The 19,912-nt window shown below is 43.5% G+C and carries 14 protein-coding genes; 3 read left to right on the top strand and 11 right to left on the bottom strand.

Annotated elements, in window-relative coordinates; all coding sequences use genetic code 11:
• Position 1: 1 nt before the first annotated feature.
• The 6 genes from rnfA to mmcA are packed head-to-tail and all read right to left on the bottom strand — an operon-like array spanning position 2 to position 5,407.
• Positions 2 to 592 (bottom strand): Rnf electron transport complex subunit RnfA, encoded by a 591-nt coding sequence (gene rnfA / locus MSWHS_RS12105; RefSeq protein ID WP_048129743.1) that lies wholly within the window; start codon positions 590 to 592, stop codon positions 2 to 4.
• A 1-nt stretch (position 593) separates the two neighbouring features.
• Positions 594 to 1,211, bottom strand: coding sequence for an Rnf electron transport complex subunit RnfE (gene rnfE, locus MSWHS_RS12100; protein WP_048129744.1), 618 nt, complete (start codon positions 1,209 to 1,211; stop codon positions 594 to 596).
• 1 nt (position 1,212) lies between these two features.
• Complete coding sequence (gene rnfG / locus MSWHS_RS12095; RefSeq protein ID WP_048129745.1) at positions 1,213 to 1,779, bottom strand: Rnf electron transport complex subunit RnfG; 567 nt, start codon at positions 1,777 to 1,779, stop codon at positions 1,213 to 1,215.
• A complete protein-coding gene (rnfD, locus tag MSWHS_RS12090) occupies positions 1,772 to 2,638 on the bottom strand; it encodes an Rnf electron transport complex subunit RnfD (RefSeq protein ID WP_048129746.1) in 867 nt (288 codons plus the stop codon). The genes rnfG and rnfD overlap by 8 nt, the downstream gene beginning before the upstream one ends.
• On the bottom strand, positions 2,635 to 3,978 hold the full coding sequence (gene rnfC, locus MSWHS_RS12085) for an Rnf electron transport complex subunit RnfC (RefSeq protein ID WP_052722710.1): 1,344 nt from the start codon (positions 3,976 to 3,978) through the stop codon (positions 2,635 to 2,637). Before rnfC ends, rnfD begins: the two co-directional genes overlap by 4 nt.
• A complete protein-coding gene (gene mmcA, locus MSWHS_RS12080; protein ID WP_231585738.1) occupies positions 3,956 to 5,407 on the bottom strand; it encodes a methanogenesis multiheme c-type cytochrome in 1,452 nt (483 codons plus the stop codon). Before mmcA ends, rnfC begins: the two co-directional genes overlap by 23 nt.
• A gap of 1,140 nt (positions 5,408 to 6,547) precedes the next feature.
• Between mmcA and MSWHS_RS12075 the strand changes: the two genes are divergently transcribed.
• Entirely contained in the window at positions 6,548 to 7,573 is a 1,026-nt protein-coding gene (locus MSWHS_RS12075) for an FAD:protein FMN transferase (RefSeq protein WP_048129748.1), read from the top strand.
• Positions 7,574 to 7,663: 90 nt separating this feature from the next.
• On the opposite strand, the gene thpR is transcribed toward MSWHS_RS12075, so the two are convergent.
• Positions 7,664 to 8,218, bottom strand: a complete 555-nt coding sequence (thpR, locus tag MSWHS_RS12070) for an RNA 2',3'-cyclic phosphodiesterase (RefSeq protein ID WP_369798540.1) — start codon at positions 8,216 to 8,218, stop codon at positions 7,664 to 7,666.
• Between the two features lie 425 nt (positions 8,219 to 8,643).
• On the opposite strand from thpR, the gene MSWHS_RS12065 reads away from it, so the two are divergent.
• Positions 8,644 to 9,519 carry a diadenylate cyclase gene (locus MSWHS_RS12065; RefSeq protein ID WP_048129750.1) on the top strand — a complete coding sequence of 292 codons (876 nt, stop codon included), beginning with the start codon at positions 8,644 to 8,646 and terminating at the stop codon, positions 9,517 to 9,519.
• A 279-nt stretch (positions 9,520 to 9,798) separates the two neighbouring features.
• Positions 9,799 to 10,518, top strand: coding sequence for a DUF1614 domain-containing protein (locus MSWHS_RS12060; protein ID WP_048159138.1), 720 nt, complete (start codon positions 9,799 to 9,801; stop codon positions 10,516 to 10,518).
• Positions 10,519 to 10,655: 137 nt separating this feature from the next.
• Here MSWHS_RS12060 and MSWHS_RS12055 read toward each other — a convergent pair whose 3' ends face one another.
• The 4 genes from MSWHS_RS12055 to rqcH form a co-directional block, all read right to left on the bottom strand.
• On the bottom strand, positions 10,656 to 12,839 hold the full coding sequence (locus tag MSWHS_RS12055; RefSeq protein ID WP_231585416.1) for an S-layer protein domain-containing protein: 2,184 nt from the start codon (positions 12,837 to 12,839) through the stop codon (positions 10,656 to 10,658).
• Positions 12,840 to 13,736: 897 nt separating this feature from the next.
• Positions 13,737 to 15,977: an S-layer protein domain-containing protein gene (locus MSWHS_RS12050; RefSeq protein WP_231585415.1), complete on the bottom strand. Its 2,241-nt coding sequence runs from the start codon at positions 15,975 to 15,977 to the stop codon at positions 13,737 to 13,739.
• 348 nt (positions 15,978 to 16,325) lie between these two features.
• Positions 16,326 to 17,378 (bottom strand): mRNA surveillance protein pelota, encoded by a 1,053-nt coding sequence (locus MSWHS_RS12045; RefSeq protein WP_048159136.1) that lies wholly within the window; start codon positions 17,376 to 17,378, stop codon positions 16,326 to 16,328.
• Positions 17,375 to 19,903 carry a ribosome rescue protein RqcH gene (gene rqcH / locus MSWHS_RS12040; RefSeq protein WP_048159135.1) on the bottom strand — a complete coding sequence of 843 codons (2,529 nt, stop codon included), beginning with the start codon at positions 19,901 to 19,903 and terminating at the stop codon, positions 17,375 to 17,377. The genes MSWHS_RS12045 and rqcH overlap by 4 nt, the downstream gene beginning before the upstream one ends.
• Between the last annotated feature and the right edge of the window lie 9 nt (positions 19,904 to 19,912).

Raw genomic sequence — 19,912 nt, 5'->3', positions numbered from 1 at the left:
ATCACTCAAGTGGAATCACCCCGAAGAAGTTCACGAAAGACATCGACATAATAGTCGCAATGAAGAAGGCGTATGTTACACCCCTTCCTACGGACTTCGGCACTTCTACCAGGTCGCTCCTTTCCCTTATTGCAGCCATCATCAGCATAGCAACCGTATAGCCAAGCCCTGCGGCAACTCCGAAGACAACGCTCTGAGCGAAATTGTAATCGTTCATGACATTGAGGAGCACAGCCCCGAGAACCGCACAGTTGGTAGTAATCAGAGGTAGGTAGATCCCAAGGGAACGATAAAGGGCAGGCACATGTTTCCTAACGATAAACTCTACAAGCTGCACAAGTGCTGCGATAACTACGATGAAAGCGATAGTCCGCAGAAACTCCAGCTTGAGGGGTACTAAAATGAAATTATACAGAGCAAAGGATACGGTTGCTGCCATCGCCATGACGAAGACTACAGCGCCCGACATTCCTGAAGCACTTTTCAAGTCCTTGGTTACGCCCACAAAAGAACATAGACCCAGGAACTGAATGAGAAGAAAGTTCTTGATGAACACTCCTTCAAGAAAGATTGTAAATAGAGATTCTGCCATTTTAACCACCCTTTGCAGCTTTCTGCTGCCTGCGATAGTTCACAATGGTCATCAACACTGCAATTGTGAGGAAGGCACCTGGTGACATGGTCATGAACATTGCAGGGGTTATTATACCACTCAGGTTGATGAGAGTCATTCCGAACGGATCAATTATGCCGGTCCCCAGCAGTTCTCTGATTCCTCCGATGAGAATTAACACGAGCAGGAAACCCGTACCCTCACCAAGAGCGTCGATAATCGAATAAAAGACCCCATTTTTCAGGGCGTAGGCCTCAGCCCTTCCAATAACAATACAATTGACCACGATCAAAGGAATGAACACGCCGAGAGATGCGTACAGGTCCGGTGTAAATGCTTCCATCACCATGTCAACGATCGTAACGAAAGTTGCAATGACAATAATTTCAATGGGAAGCCTAACTGTTCCCGGAATTCCTTTTCGGATCGCAGAAACCATCATGTTCGAACCTACCAACACGAACAGTGTACCCATGGCCATACCGATCCCGTTTTCCACGGATGTTGTGACTGCTAGAGTCGGACAGAGCCCGAGCACAAGCCCAAAGGTAGGGTTGTCTTTAGTAATTCCGCGTATAAATTCACTTATAGGATTCATATCAGCCCTCCTGTGCGGATACATAATCAACTGCACTGTGCAGCGCATCTACCACTGCCTGTGAAGAGATCGTAGCTCCAGAAATCGCATCAACTTGACCACCATTTTTGGTCAAACTCGTATCGGCCACCGGAAGATCCACAAACTGCCCCTGGAATTCAGGGGTGGTAATAAGGGCTCCTAAACCAGGGGTTTCGGAATGTTTCATAACCTGAAACCCTGTGATCGTACCAAAATCCGAGGAAATTCCCGCAAGCAATTGAATCATACCTTGGGCTCCTACCTGGTTCCGTTCAACCACATAGCCTACAACATTTCCGGAAGAATCAACTCCCCGGTAGTAAAGCACAACAGGATTTCCATCATCATCTACCTCAGATCCGGTAACTGGTTCGAAATCAGAAGCCTGAGGAAGGATTGCCTTCATGGCTTCTTTCTGCTGCTCTGCCTGTAAAAGTTCGAGCTTTGCCTGGGTAGGAGTATAGGTGAGCGCAAGCAAAGCTGCAGCAACAGCAGAAATTACCACTATTGTTACAATAACTTTTGTAATTTCCTTACTATCACTCATCCGCTACACCTCCCATGGGTTTTGGAAGAGTTTTAAGTTCAATGAATGGAGCTACCGCGTTTGACAGAAGCAGGGCATAAAGGGTACCCCATACATAGTTTCCTGAGAAATACCCATAAACCACGGTAAGAAACCCACAAAGGATTCCATAAACAATTCTTCCGTTCCGGGTTACCGGACTTGTAACGGTTTCCGTGGCAAGGAAGAACACTCCAAGAAGGAAAGTCCCCGAAACCACATAAGCCAGGGGGTCTCCAAGAGCTAAAGCCAGGATAACCGTTGTCAAGAGATATGATAGCGGGATTCTCCACTCAATATATTTCACAAGTATGAGTATAACTCCTGCAAGAAGCACAAGGATCGGAGAAACATCTGTAAGGAATCCGGCTCCATTCTCAAGGATCAGGTCCGAAAAGCTACTTAAAATCGGGATAGTTCCCGGAAGCATGTCCTGAGCCCAGGCAAGGCTTAAGAAAACCCAGGCTGCAAGTGAGGGATGGAAAATATAAGACCCGATTCCTCCAAATGCATGCTTCCCAACTCCTACAGCAAACGCCCCTCCTATAAAAATCATCCAGGCAGGAAGTGTAGGCGGAGAAATGAGAGCAAGCAAGAGCCCAAGATAGATGGCATTTCCGTCTAGTATTGTAAGCTTCTTATTGAACGCCTTTTGGATTACAAACTCGATACCCACTGCCCCTAAAATTGAAGCAATTAAGTTCCCTAGAGCAGCAAATCCAAAGAAATAAACAGCTGCTGCACTGATGGGTAACAGGGCAAAAATCCTACTCCATATGAGATTTTTGATGAAAATTTTCTTTTTTCTATGAGGAGGGGGAGATACCGTAAAGGATGTCATTCCGTCGCCTCCACTGTTTCGTTCTTTTGATTCATAATCTGAAGCTTTGAATAGCGTATGAGCTGCACAAGATGTTTCTTAGCAGGACAGACTACAGCACATTCTCCGCATTCGATACAATTTAAAGCAAAATAATCTTTGCACCTATCAAACATGCCCTGGTCAGCCATAGCGGCAATTCTCCCAGGCAGCAGGTTCATGGGACAGACATCCACGCAACGTGCACAGTGAATGCAAACAGTTGCTTCGTCCCTCAGGACTTCAGCTTCTGTCTGGACGACAATTCCGACGGTATTCTTAACCACAGGCACCTCGTCCGTATACACGGCTACTCCGCCCATGGATCCATTAATAATAACCTTGCCGGGTTCGCCTTTATACCCTCCACAGGCATCGATTACGTCCTTGATCGGAGTCCCGAACTTGACAATTACAGTCTTCGGGTTATTAACCGCCCCTGTAACTGTTACTGCACTTTCGAGATAGGGTTTTCCCTCGTTGATTGCATCGTATACTGCTTTAGCAGATTTTACCCCGCATACTACTACATGAACATCTGGAAGCTCGTGTCCCAGCAGAAGTTTTCTACCCATTACATTGGCTGAAAGCAGGTTCATCATCGTAGGAGTGTATGTGATATTTCCTGCGGCAACAACGATAATCTGATCCTCTACGTCCTCAAGGTAGTAGTCAGCATGCCTCATTCCAACGATAGGAGCAACAGTAAGTGGTTTACCATCAACCTTTGCATTCTTAAAGGCTTTAATGGATTCCTTATCATCTGCCCTTAAAACAATGACCCCTCTTGGAATCCCGCTTGCCTCAAGCATAAGCTTGAACCCTTCAAGGACTTTGTCAAGAGAACTCAGATAAGCATGGGTAATAAGGGGAAAAGTTGCATTCATAAGCAGGGTGTCAATCCTCTTTCCAGGCTTAAGAGCAAGGTATGTGGGCTTTTCATAATACTCTACAATTCCCGCTTCCTTGATAATCTCAATTAACCTTGAAGGGGGCACATTCTTTTCAGGTATAAAATCAACCGTTTGCTCACACTCCGAAGGCGTGAGCACAACACTGAGGATTCTCTTTCCGCTGGGGTTTGGCATTAGTCCAATTGAGTTAACAGTCCCGCAGAAAGGGGAATGGACATAAGCGAGGTCACTGCCCTCGCATTCCCCCAATTTCTGACCGACAATAACTTCATCGCCTTTCTTTACCAGAGGAGCACAAGCAATTCCATCATGCTGCCTCATGGGTATAATTGCCTTTTCAGGCAGTTTGTCAATTTTAATAACGTCACTCAGGTTTGCCACCTCCTTAGAATGCAGGCTCTGTTTCAACCTCTACAGGTTTTGGCCTATCGTAAGTTACTGCGATACTCTTCACGGCCGAAGATTCTCCTCCGGGATCCTGCTCATAACCGAGGGCTGCCCAGTCAATCACGGCTTCATTCCCGTGACAGTCCTTGCAGGTGTATGGATCAGCAAGTCCAATATCACTGCTCACAATACTATGAACAACCTGGTAGTAGAGCTCCACAGTTCTCAACACCGCATTCGGGTAGTCGGCCTCTCCGTCTCCGTCAGCATCATAAGCCTGCATTTCTTCCACTGTGACTTCACCGTCCCCGTTGGCATCTGCTGCCTTTACATACTGTACCGGGATCGGATCTCCAGTAGAGATGCTAGTGTTCGGGTTTGCGAGCACTTCAGGGTCAGTACCTGCGTCCCACCAGGTTCCGGTAATATTATTGAACGGGGTAAGCATTACATCTGTGTCATTCCTTGTATCCACACTCGGAAGGACATCTCCGAAAGTTCCGTTGTACCAGGCAAGGGCAGGCTGGAAGTCTGCTTCCCGATAAACATCTTCTCGTTCTCCATTCTGCCAGCTGAAAGACTCAAGTGGCTTGCCACCCGGCAGATCTCCTCCCGGAAGTTTGGGGATATGGCAGGCTTCACAGGCAAGGAATTCCATGTGAGAGTCAGCAAACGGACCGTGAGAGATACCTGCATGGCACTCAGCGTCGTCACAGCTACGCATGGTACCATCATAGTGGCTCTCCGGAAGGTCAGGGGAATCAGAGGTGTTTCCACGTCCTATCTGGTGATCCGAGGTTATGATGAAACCTTCAGTGTGGTGACATTCCGTACATTCAACGCCTTTTGCTGCATGAACGTCTGACTCGGCATAGGATTCTTCATCGCCCCAGGATACAGCCCTCGGTTCCACATCGGTGATGTGACACTTCTCGGCACAAGAAGATTCCTGAGGAGCGCCGTTTACATTATCGTGGAAAACGATCAGCAGGGGGTAGGGGGTAAGAAGGTTAGCATTGTAGACAAAAAACTGTATAGGATTGGTCCTTGCAGCAAAACTGGAATTTACCATGGCTGCACTGTTTGCATCTTCATAATCTCCCTCTTCGATCTTCTCGGCACGGGCTTCGGAATCGTAGAGACCGTATTGCTCATGGCACATCATACAGTCAATGCCAATACCATATTTTGCAAGCGGACCTCCACCAGGATGATACTTCCCGAATTCTTTGACCCATTCCTCTTCTCCAGATGTCTCAAGATCAAAATTTGTAAGGGGAGACCACCGATTCATATCTACCTGTACATGATAAGAATCATTGACATTTTCGTAGACATCGAAGTGACAGCCTCCACAAACCGTATCGGACCATTCTCCCTTAGTCATGTAATGGGATGCTATTTGATCATTCCCTGCATAACCAAGAGAAGAATAGGCACCAGCAGCCATGAGAAGCAACACAGCGACTCCCGACACCAACAGATTTAACCTATTCATAACGACCACATTCTTTTTTTTTGTTCACGTTGTTATGTTCATGCTTGGAAAGAAACAAGGTTCAAATTTCAACAACTTGAAGCTTATATTGAATATGTTGATATTGAATATATTGAATAATGAATGAGATTGAAGGATATTTGCGGCTGAATCGTACACTGCTCGGGGTGTACACTGCCATTCCTTCCAGACCTCCAGTTGCATCATCCAGAGACCGAAAGGAAATCAATTAACGGAAAACTGAAGCGAGAAGGAACTGGCATGAGCAGCTAGCCTGGCCCTTTTTGGCATCATTGGTTTTCCTGAAGGCTTTTTGATCACCGGCTTTTTCCTTTCCTTGCTTTAGATAGCCATTTTACTCCTAAAAACAAAGCTAAATTCTACTTCAACGAAAAATGTTTGCGTGAAGTAATACTTATTTCTTTCGAAATAAGTTTGAGGGAATTGTACAGGCATTTATAATGTAATAAAAATATATATGCAATATATAACAAGTAACGTATAGTATATAGTTATATAATATACATAAGATCGATTTTAAATATTAAACTTATTTAATATATATAGTTTTCCAGAGAAAATATACATGATTATACATTAAAAATCAGGTAAAGGATCCACTCAAATAATCAGATGAAAAAAAAACCCGATTGAGCCCTCAAAAACGAGGAAAGACACATAAAAAGGCATAATAACATGAGATAGAGACAAAATATGTTAAATTATGAAGTAGTCAATAACTAATAAGTCATTAACCATTAATCATGAGTCAACCAGTAATCAAAAAGAACAACTATAGAATGTCCTGCACATAACATGGGATATATGCAACACAAAAGAGATAGCAAAAGATCATAACAGATTTCCCATCAATAAAAAGAGACAACAAAAAAAAAACAAAAAATAGAATAAGAAGAAAAAATAGAAAAGTAAAGGAAAACATTGTAAATAAAAAAGTAATCAAAAAAAGGAATAAAAATAAAATTTCACTTTCACTTTCATTTTTATCTCGATACCGGTGAAAAAAAACATCTGGATCGAATCATAAAAATAACCCAAAATTAAAAAACAAGCAGGAAAAATTGATAGGACATGGATTCAAAATATAAAACACTATTTGCGTTTTTACTGTGTATATCGATTTTAGTATCAGGCTGCGTGCAATCTGAGCCTGAAGAGGATAGAGAACTTCAGGAGTTTCAACAGACAAAAAGCATCATGGATACTACAGTTACGATAGCCGTATATACTTCGAATGAAAGTGAAGCTTCGAAGGCTATAGATGATGCCTTTATTGAGATATATAAAGTTGACACTCTTATGAGCCCCTCAAAAGAAGACAGTCAGCTCAATATCCTGAATACCAGAGGAGAAGTTGAAAATGCTGACCCTTCTTTTATCTACGTGCTGGAACAGTCAAAGAATTATTCAGAGAAAAGCGGAGGAGCCTTTGATATCACCATCCAGCCAGTACTTGATCTCTGGAAAAGTAAATTCCTCCCTGAAGGATCGCAAAAGCCCCCAACTGCAGATGAACTGAACGAAACACTCAAACTCGTAAACTATTCGGAAATAAACACCGAAAATGGTAATGTAAGTCTGAAACCCGGGATGAAAGTAGCCCTGGGAGGAATCGCAAAAGGCTACGCAGTTGATAAAGCAATAGAGTCTTTGAAGGAAAAAGGGATTGAAAACGCTTTTGTAAACGCAGGAGGAGACGGGAGATATATAGGTCAAAAGCCCGATGGGGCACCCTGGATAGTGGGCCTTCAGAACCCTGACAGAAGCGGGCAATACGTCACTGCAATTGAAGCTAATGATATTGCAGTAGCAACAAGCGGAAACTACGAACGCTACTTTAACGAATCGGCGAGAGTGTCCCACATCTCGGACCCGAGAACAGGATATCCTTCAGAAGGCATAATTAGCAGCACGGTAATTGCCAGAAATGCTATTGACACCGATGCTTTTGCAACTGCAGTCTTCGTGATGGGAGAAGAAAAAGGACTTGAGATGATAGAAAATCTTGAAGGTATTGAATGCCTCATAATAACCGAAGACCACAGGCTTGTGTATTCAAGCGGATTTAAAGAATATGAAGCAGAAGGCTATAACTGAGGTCAAATCAGTGTGAGGTTTTGTCGTAAAGATACACAAAAGGAACTGATCGGAGTATGGAAGACTGACATAGTCCAGCGCAAGCAGCTGTCAATCCAGATATGCCGTATGCAGGGTCTCATAAATAGGTCCTTTGGGAGTTAGAGTGCTTTTCTTCAGAAGCACTTTATTTACCCGCATGCTACCAATTTTTGTATCTTTAAACTCTTTCAGAGCATCGGCAAAAATGTTTTTTTGATCTTTATTCAGGGATTTTACCCTGGCAAGGGTAGCGTGGGCAGTAAATGTCCTCTCATCCTCTTTGAACTTAAAAGGTCTCAGTACAGTTTCCACATCATCATGGAGAGTTTCGAAGTTTCCTGTTGCTCCCATCCACAGGACTTTAGGATTCGAAGCCTTTGGGAAAACCCCGATCCCTTCAATTTTTGCTTCGAAAGGCTCACAAGTAAGTGAATCAAGAGCCTTGGCCAGAGGGATAACCATTGATTCTTTAATGTCACCGAGAAACTTCAGAGTTATGTGAACGATTTCAAGGTTAACAAACTTCAGGTCAAAATCAGAAAATCTCTCCTGGATTTGACGAATTTGCTCCCCGAAATTCGGGTCCAGTTCCACTGCTATAAACGTCCTGATCAAAGCTTCCACCAGTATAAAATAGAAGAAAGGACCAGAAAAACGTTTCTATCACGTTGCCGTTCAGAAAAAACGAATTCAGGATGACGTTTCCATAAAAAATTGTAAACCTGAGTGATCTGGAAACATTAAAAAAACTATGAGAGAAATAGGTAGCAAGAATTGAGAAGAAAAATAACAGAGAAAAAAGAAAAAATAAGAGCAATCCCAGAACAATTATAATATATCAAATATTACACTACACAGTAAACAGGCCTGTTATGTATGCAATTACCGTTAATGTTAACTCTGAGTACTAATGTTCCCCCTATGGGAATAACATTAACTCAAAGAAATAATAATTAACTTCAAAATCAAAGCAGAACATAAATTAACCTCATAGCAAAAAAGCAGGACTGCAACTATAGTTGCGTAAAAATAGAAAAGGGGTGGACGACATGGACAGAGCACATATAATTGCAGAAGCGGCAGCCCGTATTTCCCAGGAACTTGATGCTGCCGCAATTATGGTCTCAGGGGATGTAAGCTTTGAGGAGATCGAGACCGGAGGGGTACCGGTTTATTATATTTCCATGCGCCCGAAAAGCATAATAGATCACCTCGTAGCAACCGGTAAAGAAGGAAAAAGTCCTGCAAAAGAACTTAGCGACCAACTCAACAGAGAAGCTTCGGGCAACGTAGACCACTTGCAGCATGCCGCAGCTATAGAGTACGTACTTGGTGGGCCCAGAAGCGGGACTGTCGTTGGTGTTGTCGAAACTCGCGGTTCCAGCTCTATTATAGTCCATAGTCTCGATGAAAACCCTCTGGTAAAAGCAATGAAAGAATGTGAAGAGAGGGTCATGCCTGAAGTCATGAATGCAGTTCTGAAAATCGCTTTTGATATCGCCCTCACAGGCAGAGAAGGGAAAAAAATAGGGGCTGCTTTTATTGTAGGTGATTCAGAAGAAGTCCTGAAGCGCTCCCATCAGATAATCCTTAACCCTTATGCAGGTCATGAGGAAATCCACAGAAACGTCCTTGACAGAAAAAACTGGGAGTCTATAAAAGAATTTGCCCAGCTTGACGGAGTTTTTGTGATAGATGAGACAGGCTTAATCCATGCAGCCGGAAGATACCTTGACGTGGACGGGAAAAATATTGATATTGAAAAAGGGCTGGGTGGGCGGCATGTGTCAGCAGCCGCCATCAGCAGGGACACAGTAGCAATTTCAGTAACAGTATCAGAGTCAGGAGGAGTCCTCAGAGTATACAAAGACGCAAAAGAAACCATCTGTATGGAATCCTTACAGCCTGCTACCAGATACATCTGACCTGAAAATTCAGGAAAAAAATATTTTAACGACCTTTTTTTAACTGCCTATTAATTAGAGCCCTCCGGTGCAGGCATGGAAATTCGAATGAAACGGATACTCATTAATAAAGAGAGTACACATACCCCTTAATAAAAGGAAACAGGATAAAAAAAACAGGATCGAAGAAAACAGGAGAAGAAAACAGGATAGAAAAAAACAGAATGGAAGAAAACAGGATAGAAAAAAACAGGATCGAAGAAAACAGGAGAAGAAAACAGAAGAAAAGAGAGTGATTCCATGAGCAGACAGGCCTTCTACATGCCTTTCAGCCTGAAATTCCTTTTCCTTTTAATTATCATCATGATCTTCGGGCTTGGATCTCTGTTTCTGGGGATTATTGCCTCTGCTTTCATGAAAATAGGATTTTCCGCAGAAGATGCGCTCTTAATCCTGCTTCTATCTCTCCTTGGAAGCGGGATCAATATCCCACTTACAATCCTGAAGTCTGATATTCCTGTTGTCAGGGAAAATTATGTAAAGGTCTTTGGGATTTCCTACAGGGTTCCTACCCGGGAGATGGTCAGGAATGAAACCGTACTTGCTATCAATGTAGGAGGTGCAATAATTCCGATCCTGATTTCCGCTTATCTCCTGAAACAATTTCCTTCTTCTATCTATCTTGCTGGAATTGGTGTGGCGATTGTTGCAGCTATAACCTATGCCGTAGCAAGGCCAATAAGAGGAATAGGCATTGCAACCCCAGCTTTGATCCCACCCCTGACAGCTGTTCTTACCGCAGTCTTGCTTACTTCGGTTATCCATATCTCTGGCTGCCCTGTTGAATCATGCCGCGTTATTATTGCTTATACAGGAGGAGTGCTCGGGACCCTTATAGGAGCCGACCTACTTAATCTTGGAAAAATCAAGAACCTTGGAGCACCGATTGCAAGCATAGGAGGAGCAGGGACCTTTGATGGAATTTTTTTAAGCGGATTTATCGCCCTTCTCTTGATTTAACAAAGAATGGGATAAAGTTAAAAACGGCAGTTATAAGGTAAAAAATACACCGAAAATCAGGATTTAGAAAAAAGGAAGAGAAAAAAGGGAGACTTGAGGAGGTCACTCTTTTTTAGTCTCCCTTTTTAAACAGCAGGTTAATTTCTTCTTTTTAGAAGAGCCTGACAAAGAACGACCCCGAAAATTCCGGCAAGTATTTCGAAACCCGGAGTTTTTAAGGAAGCTTCTTCTTCAGGTTGACTATCAATACCTTTGTCGTCAAACGAATTCTGGATCAGAGGAGTGGATGCAGATTCATTAGAGACACTTTTAGAGTCAGTGGTATTAAGCGTTGTTTCTGTTACGTATTCCTCTTTTGCAGAAGTCATGTTTTCTGTGGATCCTAAAGCAGATTTATCTTCTACAGTAATATCGGTTGCAGGATAGATGATATATCCCTCTGCAGAAGTGCTACCTTTTCCCTCATCTGAGGTCTGGAAGTACCAGGAATCAGTAAAGTAATTCTTTTTATCCTTATCAAGGTTCAGGGTAATTGACTTTGAATTTTTGAGGACAATTCCATCTTTAGAAGTCTCCTTTACTTCAAATCCCTGGTATTCCTCCCCGTTTTTAATAATCAGGGTGTTATCCCTGTCAATAAGCCAGGTATACTTAAAAACTGCTAAGGAATCAACAGCACCCATAAAAACGGAGTCCACATAGGTAACGAAATAGAGCTGGTCCTTTCCATCTCCGAAGTCTGCAGTTGCGGAAAAGGTCTGATTTTCTACAGTTCCGTCAGCTTCCACAATACCGGACTCAAGTTCTTCCCCATTTTTAGATAAGGAGAAACAGACCTTTTTTCCATCGATATCAACCTGATTCACTGTTAGCGAATAGCCTTTCCCGAGGTCCCAGGTCTCACCGGCTTTAAGCTCTTTTTTATCACTGCCAGTCTGGCTGATAACAAGATTTGCAAGCTGCCTTGCATCATTTTCAATCGTAACATATTGTTTTCCGAACCAGGAAAGCTTGTAGTAAAACATTCCGCCAAGTTCTGCAGGAGTTGTCCCGGCATCAAGCTTCAGGTCGGAAACAAGTGTATATTTGCTGGAAAACTGCTTTGTAGAATACACAAGTTCTTCTTCACCTATTACGTGATTTCCGGGGTTGTTTTTTCCAAGTTCATCCTTCCCATCTGTCTCAATGTACTGAAGGCGTTCTCCCCAACGCTTTTCAGAAGATACAAAGTCTTTATGCTGGTTTACAGGATAGACAAAGCCGCCAAAAGTAGTCGCATCCCAGCAAAAACTATCGGATGAAGTCTCGTTCGTATCAAGAGGTAAACCTTTCAGAGTGTAATTTCCAGGATTGCTCAGTTCTTTTGCAGGGAAAATAACGTATCCAGCAGGAGAGGTACTGCCCTTTCCTTCATCTGAAGTCTTGAAATACCAGGAATCAGTAAAATAAGTCTTTTTATCCTTATCAAGATTCAGAGTGATAGATTTTGAATTTTTCAGGATTATCTCGTTTTCTGAAGCTTCCTTTACCTCAAAACCCTGATATTCATCTCCATTCTTGATGAGCATCACGTCATCCCTGTCGATGAGCCAGGTATACTTAAAAACTGCTAAGGAATCAACAGCACCCATAAAAACGGAGTCCACATAGGTAACGAAATAGAGCTGGTCCTTTCCATCTCCGAAGTCTGCAGTTGCGGAAAAGGTCTGATTTTCTACAGTTCCGTCAGCTTCCACAATACCGGACTCAAGTTCTTCCCCATTTTTAGATAAGGAGAAACAGACCTTTTTTCCATCGATATCAACCTGATTCACTGTTAGCGAATAGCCTTTCCCAAGGTCCCAGGTCTCACCGGTTTTAAGTGTTTTTTTGTCACCGCCACTCTGGCTGATTACAATATTTGCAAGCTGCCTTGCATCATTTTCAATGGCAATATAGGGTTTTCCGAACCAGGCAAGTTTGTAATAGAACATTCCGCCAAGTTCTGCAGGAGTTGTTCCGGCATCAAGGCCAAGTTCGGAAACAAGTGTATATTTGCTGGAAAACGGGCGGGTAGAATACACAAGTTCTTCTTCACCTATTATATGGTTTCCTGGATCGCCGTTGCCGAGTTCGTACTGCCCGTCTTTTTCGACATATTGAAGGCGTTCACCACACCAGTTTTCAGAAGCTACAAAGTTTTTATGCTGGTTTACAGGGTAGTTAAAGCCACCAAAAGTGGCTGCATTCCAGTTAAAACCATCAGATGAGGTTGCATTGGTGTCGAAGGGGAAACCAGAGACAGCAGGAGTTGGAGCTGCAAAACCCGAAGGGATAAGCATCAAACAAACTGTAAGCGAAGCAAACAGTGAAAACAAAGTTCTTTGGATATTGGGTTTCATAGGAGATTATCACTCTTTTTATTAAAATTAATAAATATAACTATAATAAGCAACAATACATAAGCAAATAATATAATAAATTAGACTAAAAGTAACAACAAATAAAAGTGAATGATTAATAAATTTTACGAATTTGAACTAAAAAAGATAAAAATAATACGAACCGGAACATAAAAAGGCGGCCTCCTATTTACCGGTTGATCTATTTCCAGGATCCAGGGAATTATTCAGTTTTTTCTCCCTGCACCACATGGGACATAGCCCTGCCGGCCACGTTAGAAAAAATAACCTGTAAACCGGTACCGCAATTAAGAGAGACAATATACTGAAAAAATGCTGCCGAGGCTGAGAGAATACTTACCTTAACCCCGAAAATCTTTTTTCAATTCACAGAAAATATAAGCGCTTCAGCCAGCTTTTCTGGCGGCCCTGCAAAAAAAGAAATAAGTGCCGGATTTTTCTAGCGTTTTTAATTTTGCTTTTTTATGCTATATTTACCCTCTGACTTTCTTTTCTCTTGTTTTCATTTTGGGAAAAAACCGCTCTCCTGCGTCGAGCGTGACAAGAACGACACAAGATAGCGAATATGGTTGTACGGGTCAGAAAGATCTGCAATTTATTCCGCTTGAGCGGGCAAATCAACTACTCTGATCCATCAATTGGTCCTCTTGAGCGCAGCGAAAAGGACCGCGTACTCCCGAGGTGCAATTCGGGCGAGGCGCAATTAGGGCGAGGCGCAATTCGGGCGAGGCGCAATTAGGGGAGAGATAATTCTCAAAGAGAATAAACCTCCAAGAGAATACCTCTCTATTATATTCTTCACCTGATAATAACAGATTAACTCTTTCTTCTAAGAGCCAGACATCCCATAACCCCGAGAATCTCGGAAACTATTCCAAAGCCCGGAAGTTTTGCGGGGGCTTCCTCTGCAGCTTCCTCAGGGTAACTATTAATGTCTTCAGAGCCCGCAATTTCGACAGGAGCTGACCTGTAATCAGGCGAGATGTCTTCAGACTCGTTTGAACCCGGAGCCACATCTGTTACGTTGGATTCTTCTGTAGACTTGTCTGCGGATTCATAGACGGTTTCGACTTCAATAACCACATCCGTTACAGGATAAATAACGTATCCACTCGGAGAAGTACTGCCTTTTCCCTCATCTGAGGTCTGGAAATACCAGGAGTCGGTAAAATAATTCTTTTTATCCTTATCAAGGTTCAGGGTAATCGAATCAGAATTTTTTAGAACAATACCATTTTCAGAAGCTTCTTTTACTTCAAAGCCCTGGTATTCATCCCCATTTTCGATAACCAGGATGTTATCTTTATCGATTAACCAGGTATACTTGAAGACTGCAAAAGAATAAAATGAACTTACGAAAACGGAGTCAACATAGGTAATGAAGTAGAGCTGGTCATTTCCATCTCCAAAGTCTGCAGTTGCGGTAAATGTCTGACTTTCTACAGTCCCGTCGGTTTCTACAAGCCCGGACTCGAGTTCTTCTCCATTTTTAGATAAGGAGAACCAGACCTTATTCCCATCGACATCAACCTGGTTCACAGTCAGAGAGTAACCTTTCCCGAGCTCCCAGACATCACCGGCTTTCAGCTCTTTTTTCTCACTGCTCTTCTGATTGATTACAAGATTTGCGAGCTGAGTAGCATCATTTTCAACGGCAACATACGGTTTTCCAAACCAGGGAAGTTTGTAGTAAAACATGCCGCCAAGATCTGCAGGAGTCTTACAGGCATCAAGCCCGAGGTCAGAAACCAGATTATACTTGTTGGGGAACTGCCTTGTAGAATAAACAAGTTCTCCTTCACCAATAACATGGTTTCCGGGGTTGTTGACTCCAAGTTCATCCTGACCGTCGGTTTCGATGTACTGAAGGTGCTCTCCAAACCAGTTTTCAGAGGCTACAAAGTCCTTGTGTTTGTTTGCTGAATAGTAAAAGCCCCCAAAAGTGGTTGCATTCCAGCAAAAACCATCGGAGGAGATTTCATTGGTGTCAAGAGGTAGACCTCTCAGAGTGTAATTTCCAGGCTTGCTCAGTTCTTTTGCAGGATAAATAATGTATCCACTCGGAGAAGTACTGCCTTTTCCCTCATCTGAGGTCTGGAAATACCAGGAGTCGGTAAAATAATTCTTTTTATCCTTATCAAGGTTCAGGGTAATCGAATCAGAATTTTTTAGAACAATACCATTTTCAGAAGCTTCTTTTACTTCAAAGCCCTGGTATTCATCCCCATTTTCAATAATCAGGAGGTCATCTTTGTCAATAAGCCAGGTATATTTGAAGACTGCAAAGGAATCAACAGCACTCACAAAAACGGAGTCCACATAGGTAATGAAGTAGAGTTGGTCATTTCCACCTCCAAAGTCTGCAGTTGCGGAAAAGGTCTGATTTTCCACAGTCCCGTCTGCATTCACAATCCCGGACTCCAATTCTTCTCCATCTTTAGATAAGGAGAACCAGACCTTATTCCCATCGACATCAACCTGGTTCACAGTCAGAGAGTAACCTTTCCCGAGCTCCCAGACATCACCGGCTTTCAGCTCTTTTTTCTCACTGCTCTTCTGATTGATTACAAGATTTGCGAGCTGAGTAGCATCATTTTCAACGGCAACATACGGTTTTCCAAACCAGGGGATCTTGTAGAAAAACATGCCTCCAAGATCTGCAGGAGTCTTACAGGCATCAAGCCCGAGGTCAGAAACCAGATTATACTTGTTGGGGAACTGCCTTGTAGAATAAACAAGTTCTCCTTCACCAATAACATGGTTTCCGGGGTTGTTGACTCCAAGTTCATCCTGACCGTCGGTTTCGATGTACTGAAGGTGCTCTCCAAACCAGTTTTCAGAGGCTACAAAGTCCTTGTGTTTGTTTGCTGAATAGTAAAAGCCCCCAAAAGTGGTTGCATTCCAGCAAAAACCATCGGAGGAGATTTCATTGGTGTCAAGAGGAGCCCCATTGATAGCAATAGCTGCAAGGCCTAAAGGCGGGAGCATCAAAAAGATTGCAAATGCAACAAAAAGTGAAGACAAAGCTTTTTTGATACCTGAACACATAAACATCATCACTCATTTTTATCAAATGATATAAATTAAGTTATAAATTAAAGGAAATAATAAGCAAATTGTGTTATATATTGTATTAAATGTAACAACAAATAAAGCGGAATAGTTAATAAGTTTTACGAAATTGAATTGAGAAAAATTAGAATAATACTAAATAAAACATAAAACACAGAAAATAAAATAAATCGTATAAGAGTCACATAAAATAGAAGACAGAAGACATCAATAACGAAAAAAAGACAAAAAAGACAAAAAAGACAAAAAAGACAAAAAAGGGCAAAAACAAAAGTAAAATAAATTAGAGCATATGAAAAGTAAAAAAGCTGAGATCACAGGTCCAGCATCGGTTCAACCCTTCACTTTGAAGCGGAGCAAAGCTGCAATTCCTCCCAGCTTGTGAAGCTTTTCCCCGGGCTCAAAGGTCGTGCTGAATACAACAACCTTTCCCTGCGCCTGCTCAACCTCCATCAGGAGTCTGTCTACATCTTCTCCTTTTTCCCGCCCTTCCCGCAGGGTTTCATCAGCAATTAGCAGGGTTTCGACAGCCCCATACCCGAGAGCGTTTTTAACATCATCAAAACCATAAGCGGCTTTTCCGTCCATTGAAATCTCCCTGATGAGGTCTTCCATAAGAGAGGATTCCCGGGCTATACGAGACTCCTGCATTATTCGGTCCACCGCCCCCCTGCGGAGCACTTCCTGAAAACCGGACATCCCTATCATGGAAGTGTCTTCAGTCAGCGCCTTTGAAGCCATGTCAGGCTCAACGTCACGGAAATATTTAAGGAAATCTTCTTTGGTAAACCCGGGACCTGCAATCACTATAGATGCGTCCTCGGGAACCGCATGCCTGAGCTGGTCAACAATTTCACTGAAAAATACATTCCTGAGCCCGGTCTCTCGCTTCCCCGAAGACTGCCGGATATGGGAATATATCTCAATTCCGTAGTGGCGCACAAAACCAATGTCTGCATCGCCCTCTTCGACTGCCACAAGAACAACCTTAGGACGTTTCCCCGCCTCTTCAGCATCCTGGATACGCTGAAACTGGTCGTTTTTCCAGTGCTCCTTGACGATGGAAATGTTAGTCCCTATTTCTACATTAAGAGTGTGATAGGAGCCGGTGTCCATCCCATGTTCTATTGGTCCGTGTATTCGCAGCCTGTTCGCGAATTTATGGAACTCCAGTTCCTCAACCCTGATCCCAAGTCTGACCTTTACTTTCTCTACTTTTTCCGGGCGGATTTTGTCGCTTGCGCTATCGGCTTTCCGTTTGGTCAGGGCAAAGACCATGTCCCCTTTTTCAATTATGTATTTCAGGTGCCAGAGGTCATCAAGGGTTTCGGCTGTTACGGCAATTTCCCCTTCCCTGCCTTTCAGAGAACGGTTCGTAACCCTCATACCTTTTTCACTCCATGCATTTCAATTTTCTCTTCACTTCCCTCTTCACTTTCCTCTCTGGTCTCTTTTTCAATTTCCACTTCAATACATTCTCCGGTTTCTTCTCCGAATTCCTCTTCAGTTTCATCTCCAAATTCCTCTTCGGCTTCATCCTCACTGCCCTCAAGTCCGTCTTCCAATTCCCGAAGTATGTATTCTTCTCCTTCGGGCTCAATCCCCTGGCCTTTTCGTCCGGGTTTCTGGGTTCTGAGGTCTGACTCCCCGGCAGGGATCATCATAGCTACCAGGTCAGGGGATGCGATCTGTTTTACAAAACGAGGGTCACCAAGCTCATCCGCATAAGTCCGGTAGATTTTTTTCGAGATATCATTCTGATTGAATTTTCCCGGAATAAGTTCAAGGATATAGTCTCCGTGCTTTCGGATTGCAGAAACAGGCCCGCCTATGACTCTTGTTTCCCCTTTCAGCTCAAGCCCGACTGCAATTCCAAGAGGTACGTCTTTGAAGTAATTGCGTTCCCCGCGGATAATAAATGCCCCTTTTTTAATATACTCCCCGGACTCAGGAGTTTTAGTAACCTGTTCGGCTTTAATCCAATAGCAGTCCCCGCTGAACTGCCCGGATTTCCAGAGGGTAGAATAAGAAACTGCAAACTGTGCGACTTCCCGAAGAGTAGACTCCGGCACCTCCTTTCCTCCGGTTTTAATAACTGTAAGAGGAGCACCCGGAGTCTGTGTATGGAAGACGATATCTCTTTTTTCCATGTATTTTTTGAAAACTTCCTCGTTAGTGTCGGCATCCCTGCCTCCTACAACCAGGAAACCGTCTGAGGACACAAACCATCTGAACCGGTCGTACCAGTGCTTTTTCCTGGATGCCAGCAGCTTCCTCCCTGCCTTTGAAACCTTTGCAGCAGCCTTTTTCTCAATAGCCTTTCTGGTATCCTCAATAGCCCTGATAGCCCCATCTCTCTTTTTAGTAAACTTTTTGACCTTTTCGTAATATTCCTGGGCGTTCTGAGGCACTGTCTTCCGGATATCAAGGTTGACGCTTTTGCCGTCAAGCTCAACCGTTACAGTTCCGGTCTTCTGGTCAATATTTGTAATCATTTGTGCAGCAGGAACAGCCTTTTTAGCCTGCTTAAGGATAGAACGGATTTCATCCCAGGAATAACCCTTCGCCCTTGCCCCGTTGAGTACGGAGAACAGCTCTTCGATGGTCTGGTAATTGGCGTAGATTATCTCTGCAAGAAGGTTATTTTTCTCGATATCTTTTTCGAACTTTGCAAGGCTCCCTTCCTGCTGGAGAAGCCGCCTTTCGTAAACGCCAAGGTGTTTCTCCTTTTTTTCAGCTTCCTTTACCTCTGCAACCTGTTCCAGTGATTTTTTCCCGAAAAACTCGTCAAGTGCCGTATTAAAGGAATCAAAATATTCTTTTTCGTATTCAGAATAACGGGAGAGGTCAAAAGGCACCACATCAAAGGTTTCTATCTTCCCGTTGATTTCCATCTTTATATGCTGAGGTCGGAGTCCCGGAACCTGATCTTCACTTCCAGCCTGAGTTATACCTTCTTCAACCTGTATTTCATTGCTGGCTTCAGTTTCAATTCCAGCTTCAGTTTCAATTCCAGCTTCAGTTTCGGCACCTGTTTCAGATTCGGCACCTGTTTCAGATTCGGCACCTGTTTCAGATTCGGCACCTGTTTCAGATTCGGCACCTGTTTCAGATTCGGCACCTGTTTCAGATTCGGCACCTGTTTCAGATTCGGCACCTGTTTCAGATTCAAACTTTATTTTGCCTTTGCCTGCGGCCCTTTTGAACAGCGGAGAAAAGAGATCCTGTAGCGCCTCCCGGAGCCCTTCCGCATCCTCTACAGTGGCTTCTTTTGCAGGTTTAGACTTCTCAATTCCTGCACGTGCGCAGGCTTCTTCTGCCAGGACCCCTCCAAGGTTGAATCTTGTAGCAATGGTCCGGACTATATCAGCCGTTGATTTTGAAAACGCATCCATAAGGTCCGAAACCTTAGCCTCCACAGGGCTCAACTGTGCCTCCGGAAGCTCATAAATCTCCCCGCTCCTCAGCCTGCGGTCTTTCATAGTCACGGGGTTCATTGGAAGAATAATTTTGTTTTCAGAATCCACGATCAGGACATTTCCCCGGGCGAACAGCTCCACAATTAGGGTGTTTCTAACCCCGCCCCTCTCAATCCCGATCTTTACGATCCTGTCAAAGTCATGCTGCTCCACGGATACGATCCTGCCCCCTGCAAGGTATTTCCTGAGGAGCATGGGGAAAGCCTGAGGAAGCGTGGGACTTTCCTTGAAATATTTACTTAAATGGATACGCTTCCCGGCCTCAATGAACAGATTGTCCCTTCCCTTGTGAAAAATGTAAAGGTTGATGCGAATTTCCCCACTTGCGGGCTGGTATATCTTCCCGATCTTCGAATCCAGAATGGACTTTGGACCCCCTGACAGCTCGGCAACAACTGCAGCAACGTCGGCACTTGACATATCCTGTTTCATGAAGTGGAT

It is taken from the genome of Methanosarcina sp. WWM596 (genome assembly GCF_000969965.1).
Taxonomy (GTDB): domain Archaea; phylum Halobacteriota; class Methanosarcinia; order Methanosarcinales; family Methanosarcinaceae; genus Methanosarcina.
Note: the sequence above shows the minus strand (reverse complement) of the source record. Positions and strands in the feature narration are given on the sequence as shown.

Excerpts from the sequence above, each read along its gene's own strand:
- rnfA (WP_048129743.1), bottom strand. The coding sequence starts at position 592 with ATGGCAGAATCTCTATTTACAATCTTTCTTGAAGGAGTGTTCATCAAG.
- rnfE (WP_048129744.1), bottom strand. The coding sequence starts at position 1,211 with ATGAATCCTATAAGTGAATTTATACGCGGAATTACTAAAGACAACCCT.
- rnfG (WP_048129745.1), bottom strand. The coding sequence starts at position 1,779 with ATGAGTGATAGTAAGGAAATTACAAAAGTTATTGTAACAATAGTGGTA.
- rnfD (WP_048129746.1), bottom strand. The coding sequence starts at position 2,638 with ATGACATCCTTTACGGTATCTCCCCCTCCTCATAGAAAAAAGAAAATT.
- mmcA (WP_231585738.1), bottom strand. The coding sequence starts at position 5,407 with ATGGCTGCTGGTGCCTATTCTTCTCTTGGTTATGCAGGGAATGATCAA.
- MSWHS_RS12075 (WP_048129748.1), top strand. The coding sequence starts at position 6,548 with ATGGATTCAAAATATAAAACACTATTTGCGTTTTTACTGTGTATATCG.
- MSWHS_RS12065 (WP_048129750.1), top strand. The coding sequence starts at position 8,644 with ATGGACAGAGCACATATAATTGCAGAAGCGGCAGCCCGTATTTCCCAG.
- MSWHS_RS12060 (WP_048159138.1), top strand. The coding sequence starts at position 9,799 with ATGAGCAGACAGGCCTTCTACATGCCTTTCAGCCTGAAATTCCTTTTC.
- MSWHS_RS12055 (WP_231585416.1), bottom strand. The coding sequence starts at position 12,839 with ATGCTTATCCCTTCGGGTTTTGCAGCTCCAACTCCTGCTGTCTCTGGT.
- MSWHS_RS12050 (WP_231585415.1), bottom strand. The coding sequence starts at position 15,977 with ATGATGTTTATGTGTTCAGGTATCAAAAAAGCTTTGTCTTCACTTTTT.
- MSWHS_RS12045 (WP_048159136.1), bottom strand. The coding sequence starts at position 17,378 with ATGAGGGTTACGAACCGTTCTCTGAAAGGCAGGGAAGGGGAAATTGCC.
- rqcH (WP_048159135.1), bottom strand. The coding sequence starts at position 19,903 with ATGAAACAGGATATGTCAAGTGCCGACGTTGCTGCAGTTGTTGCCGAG.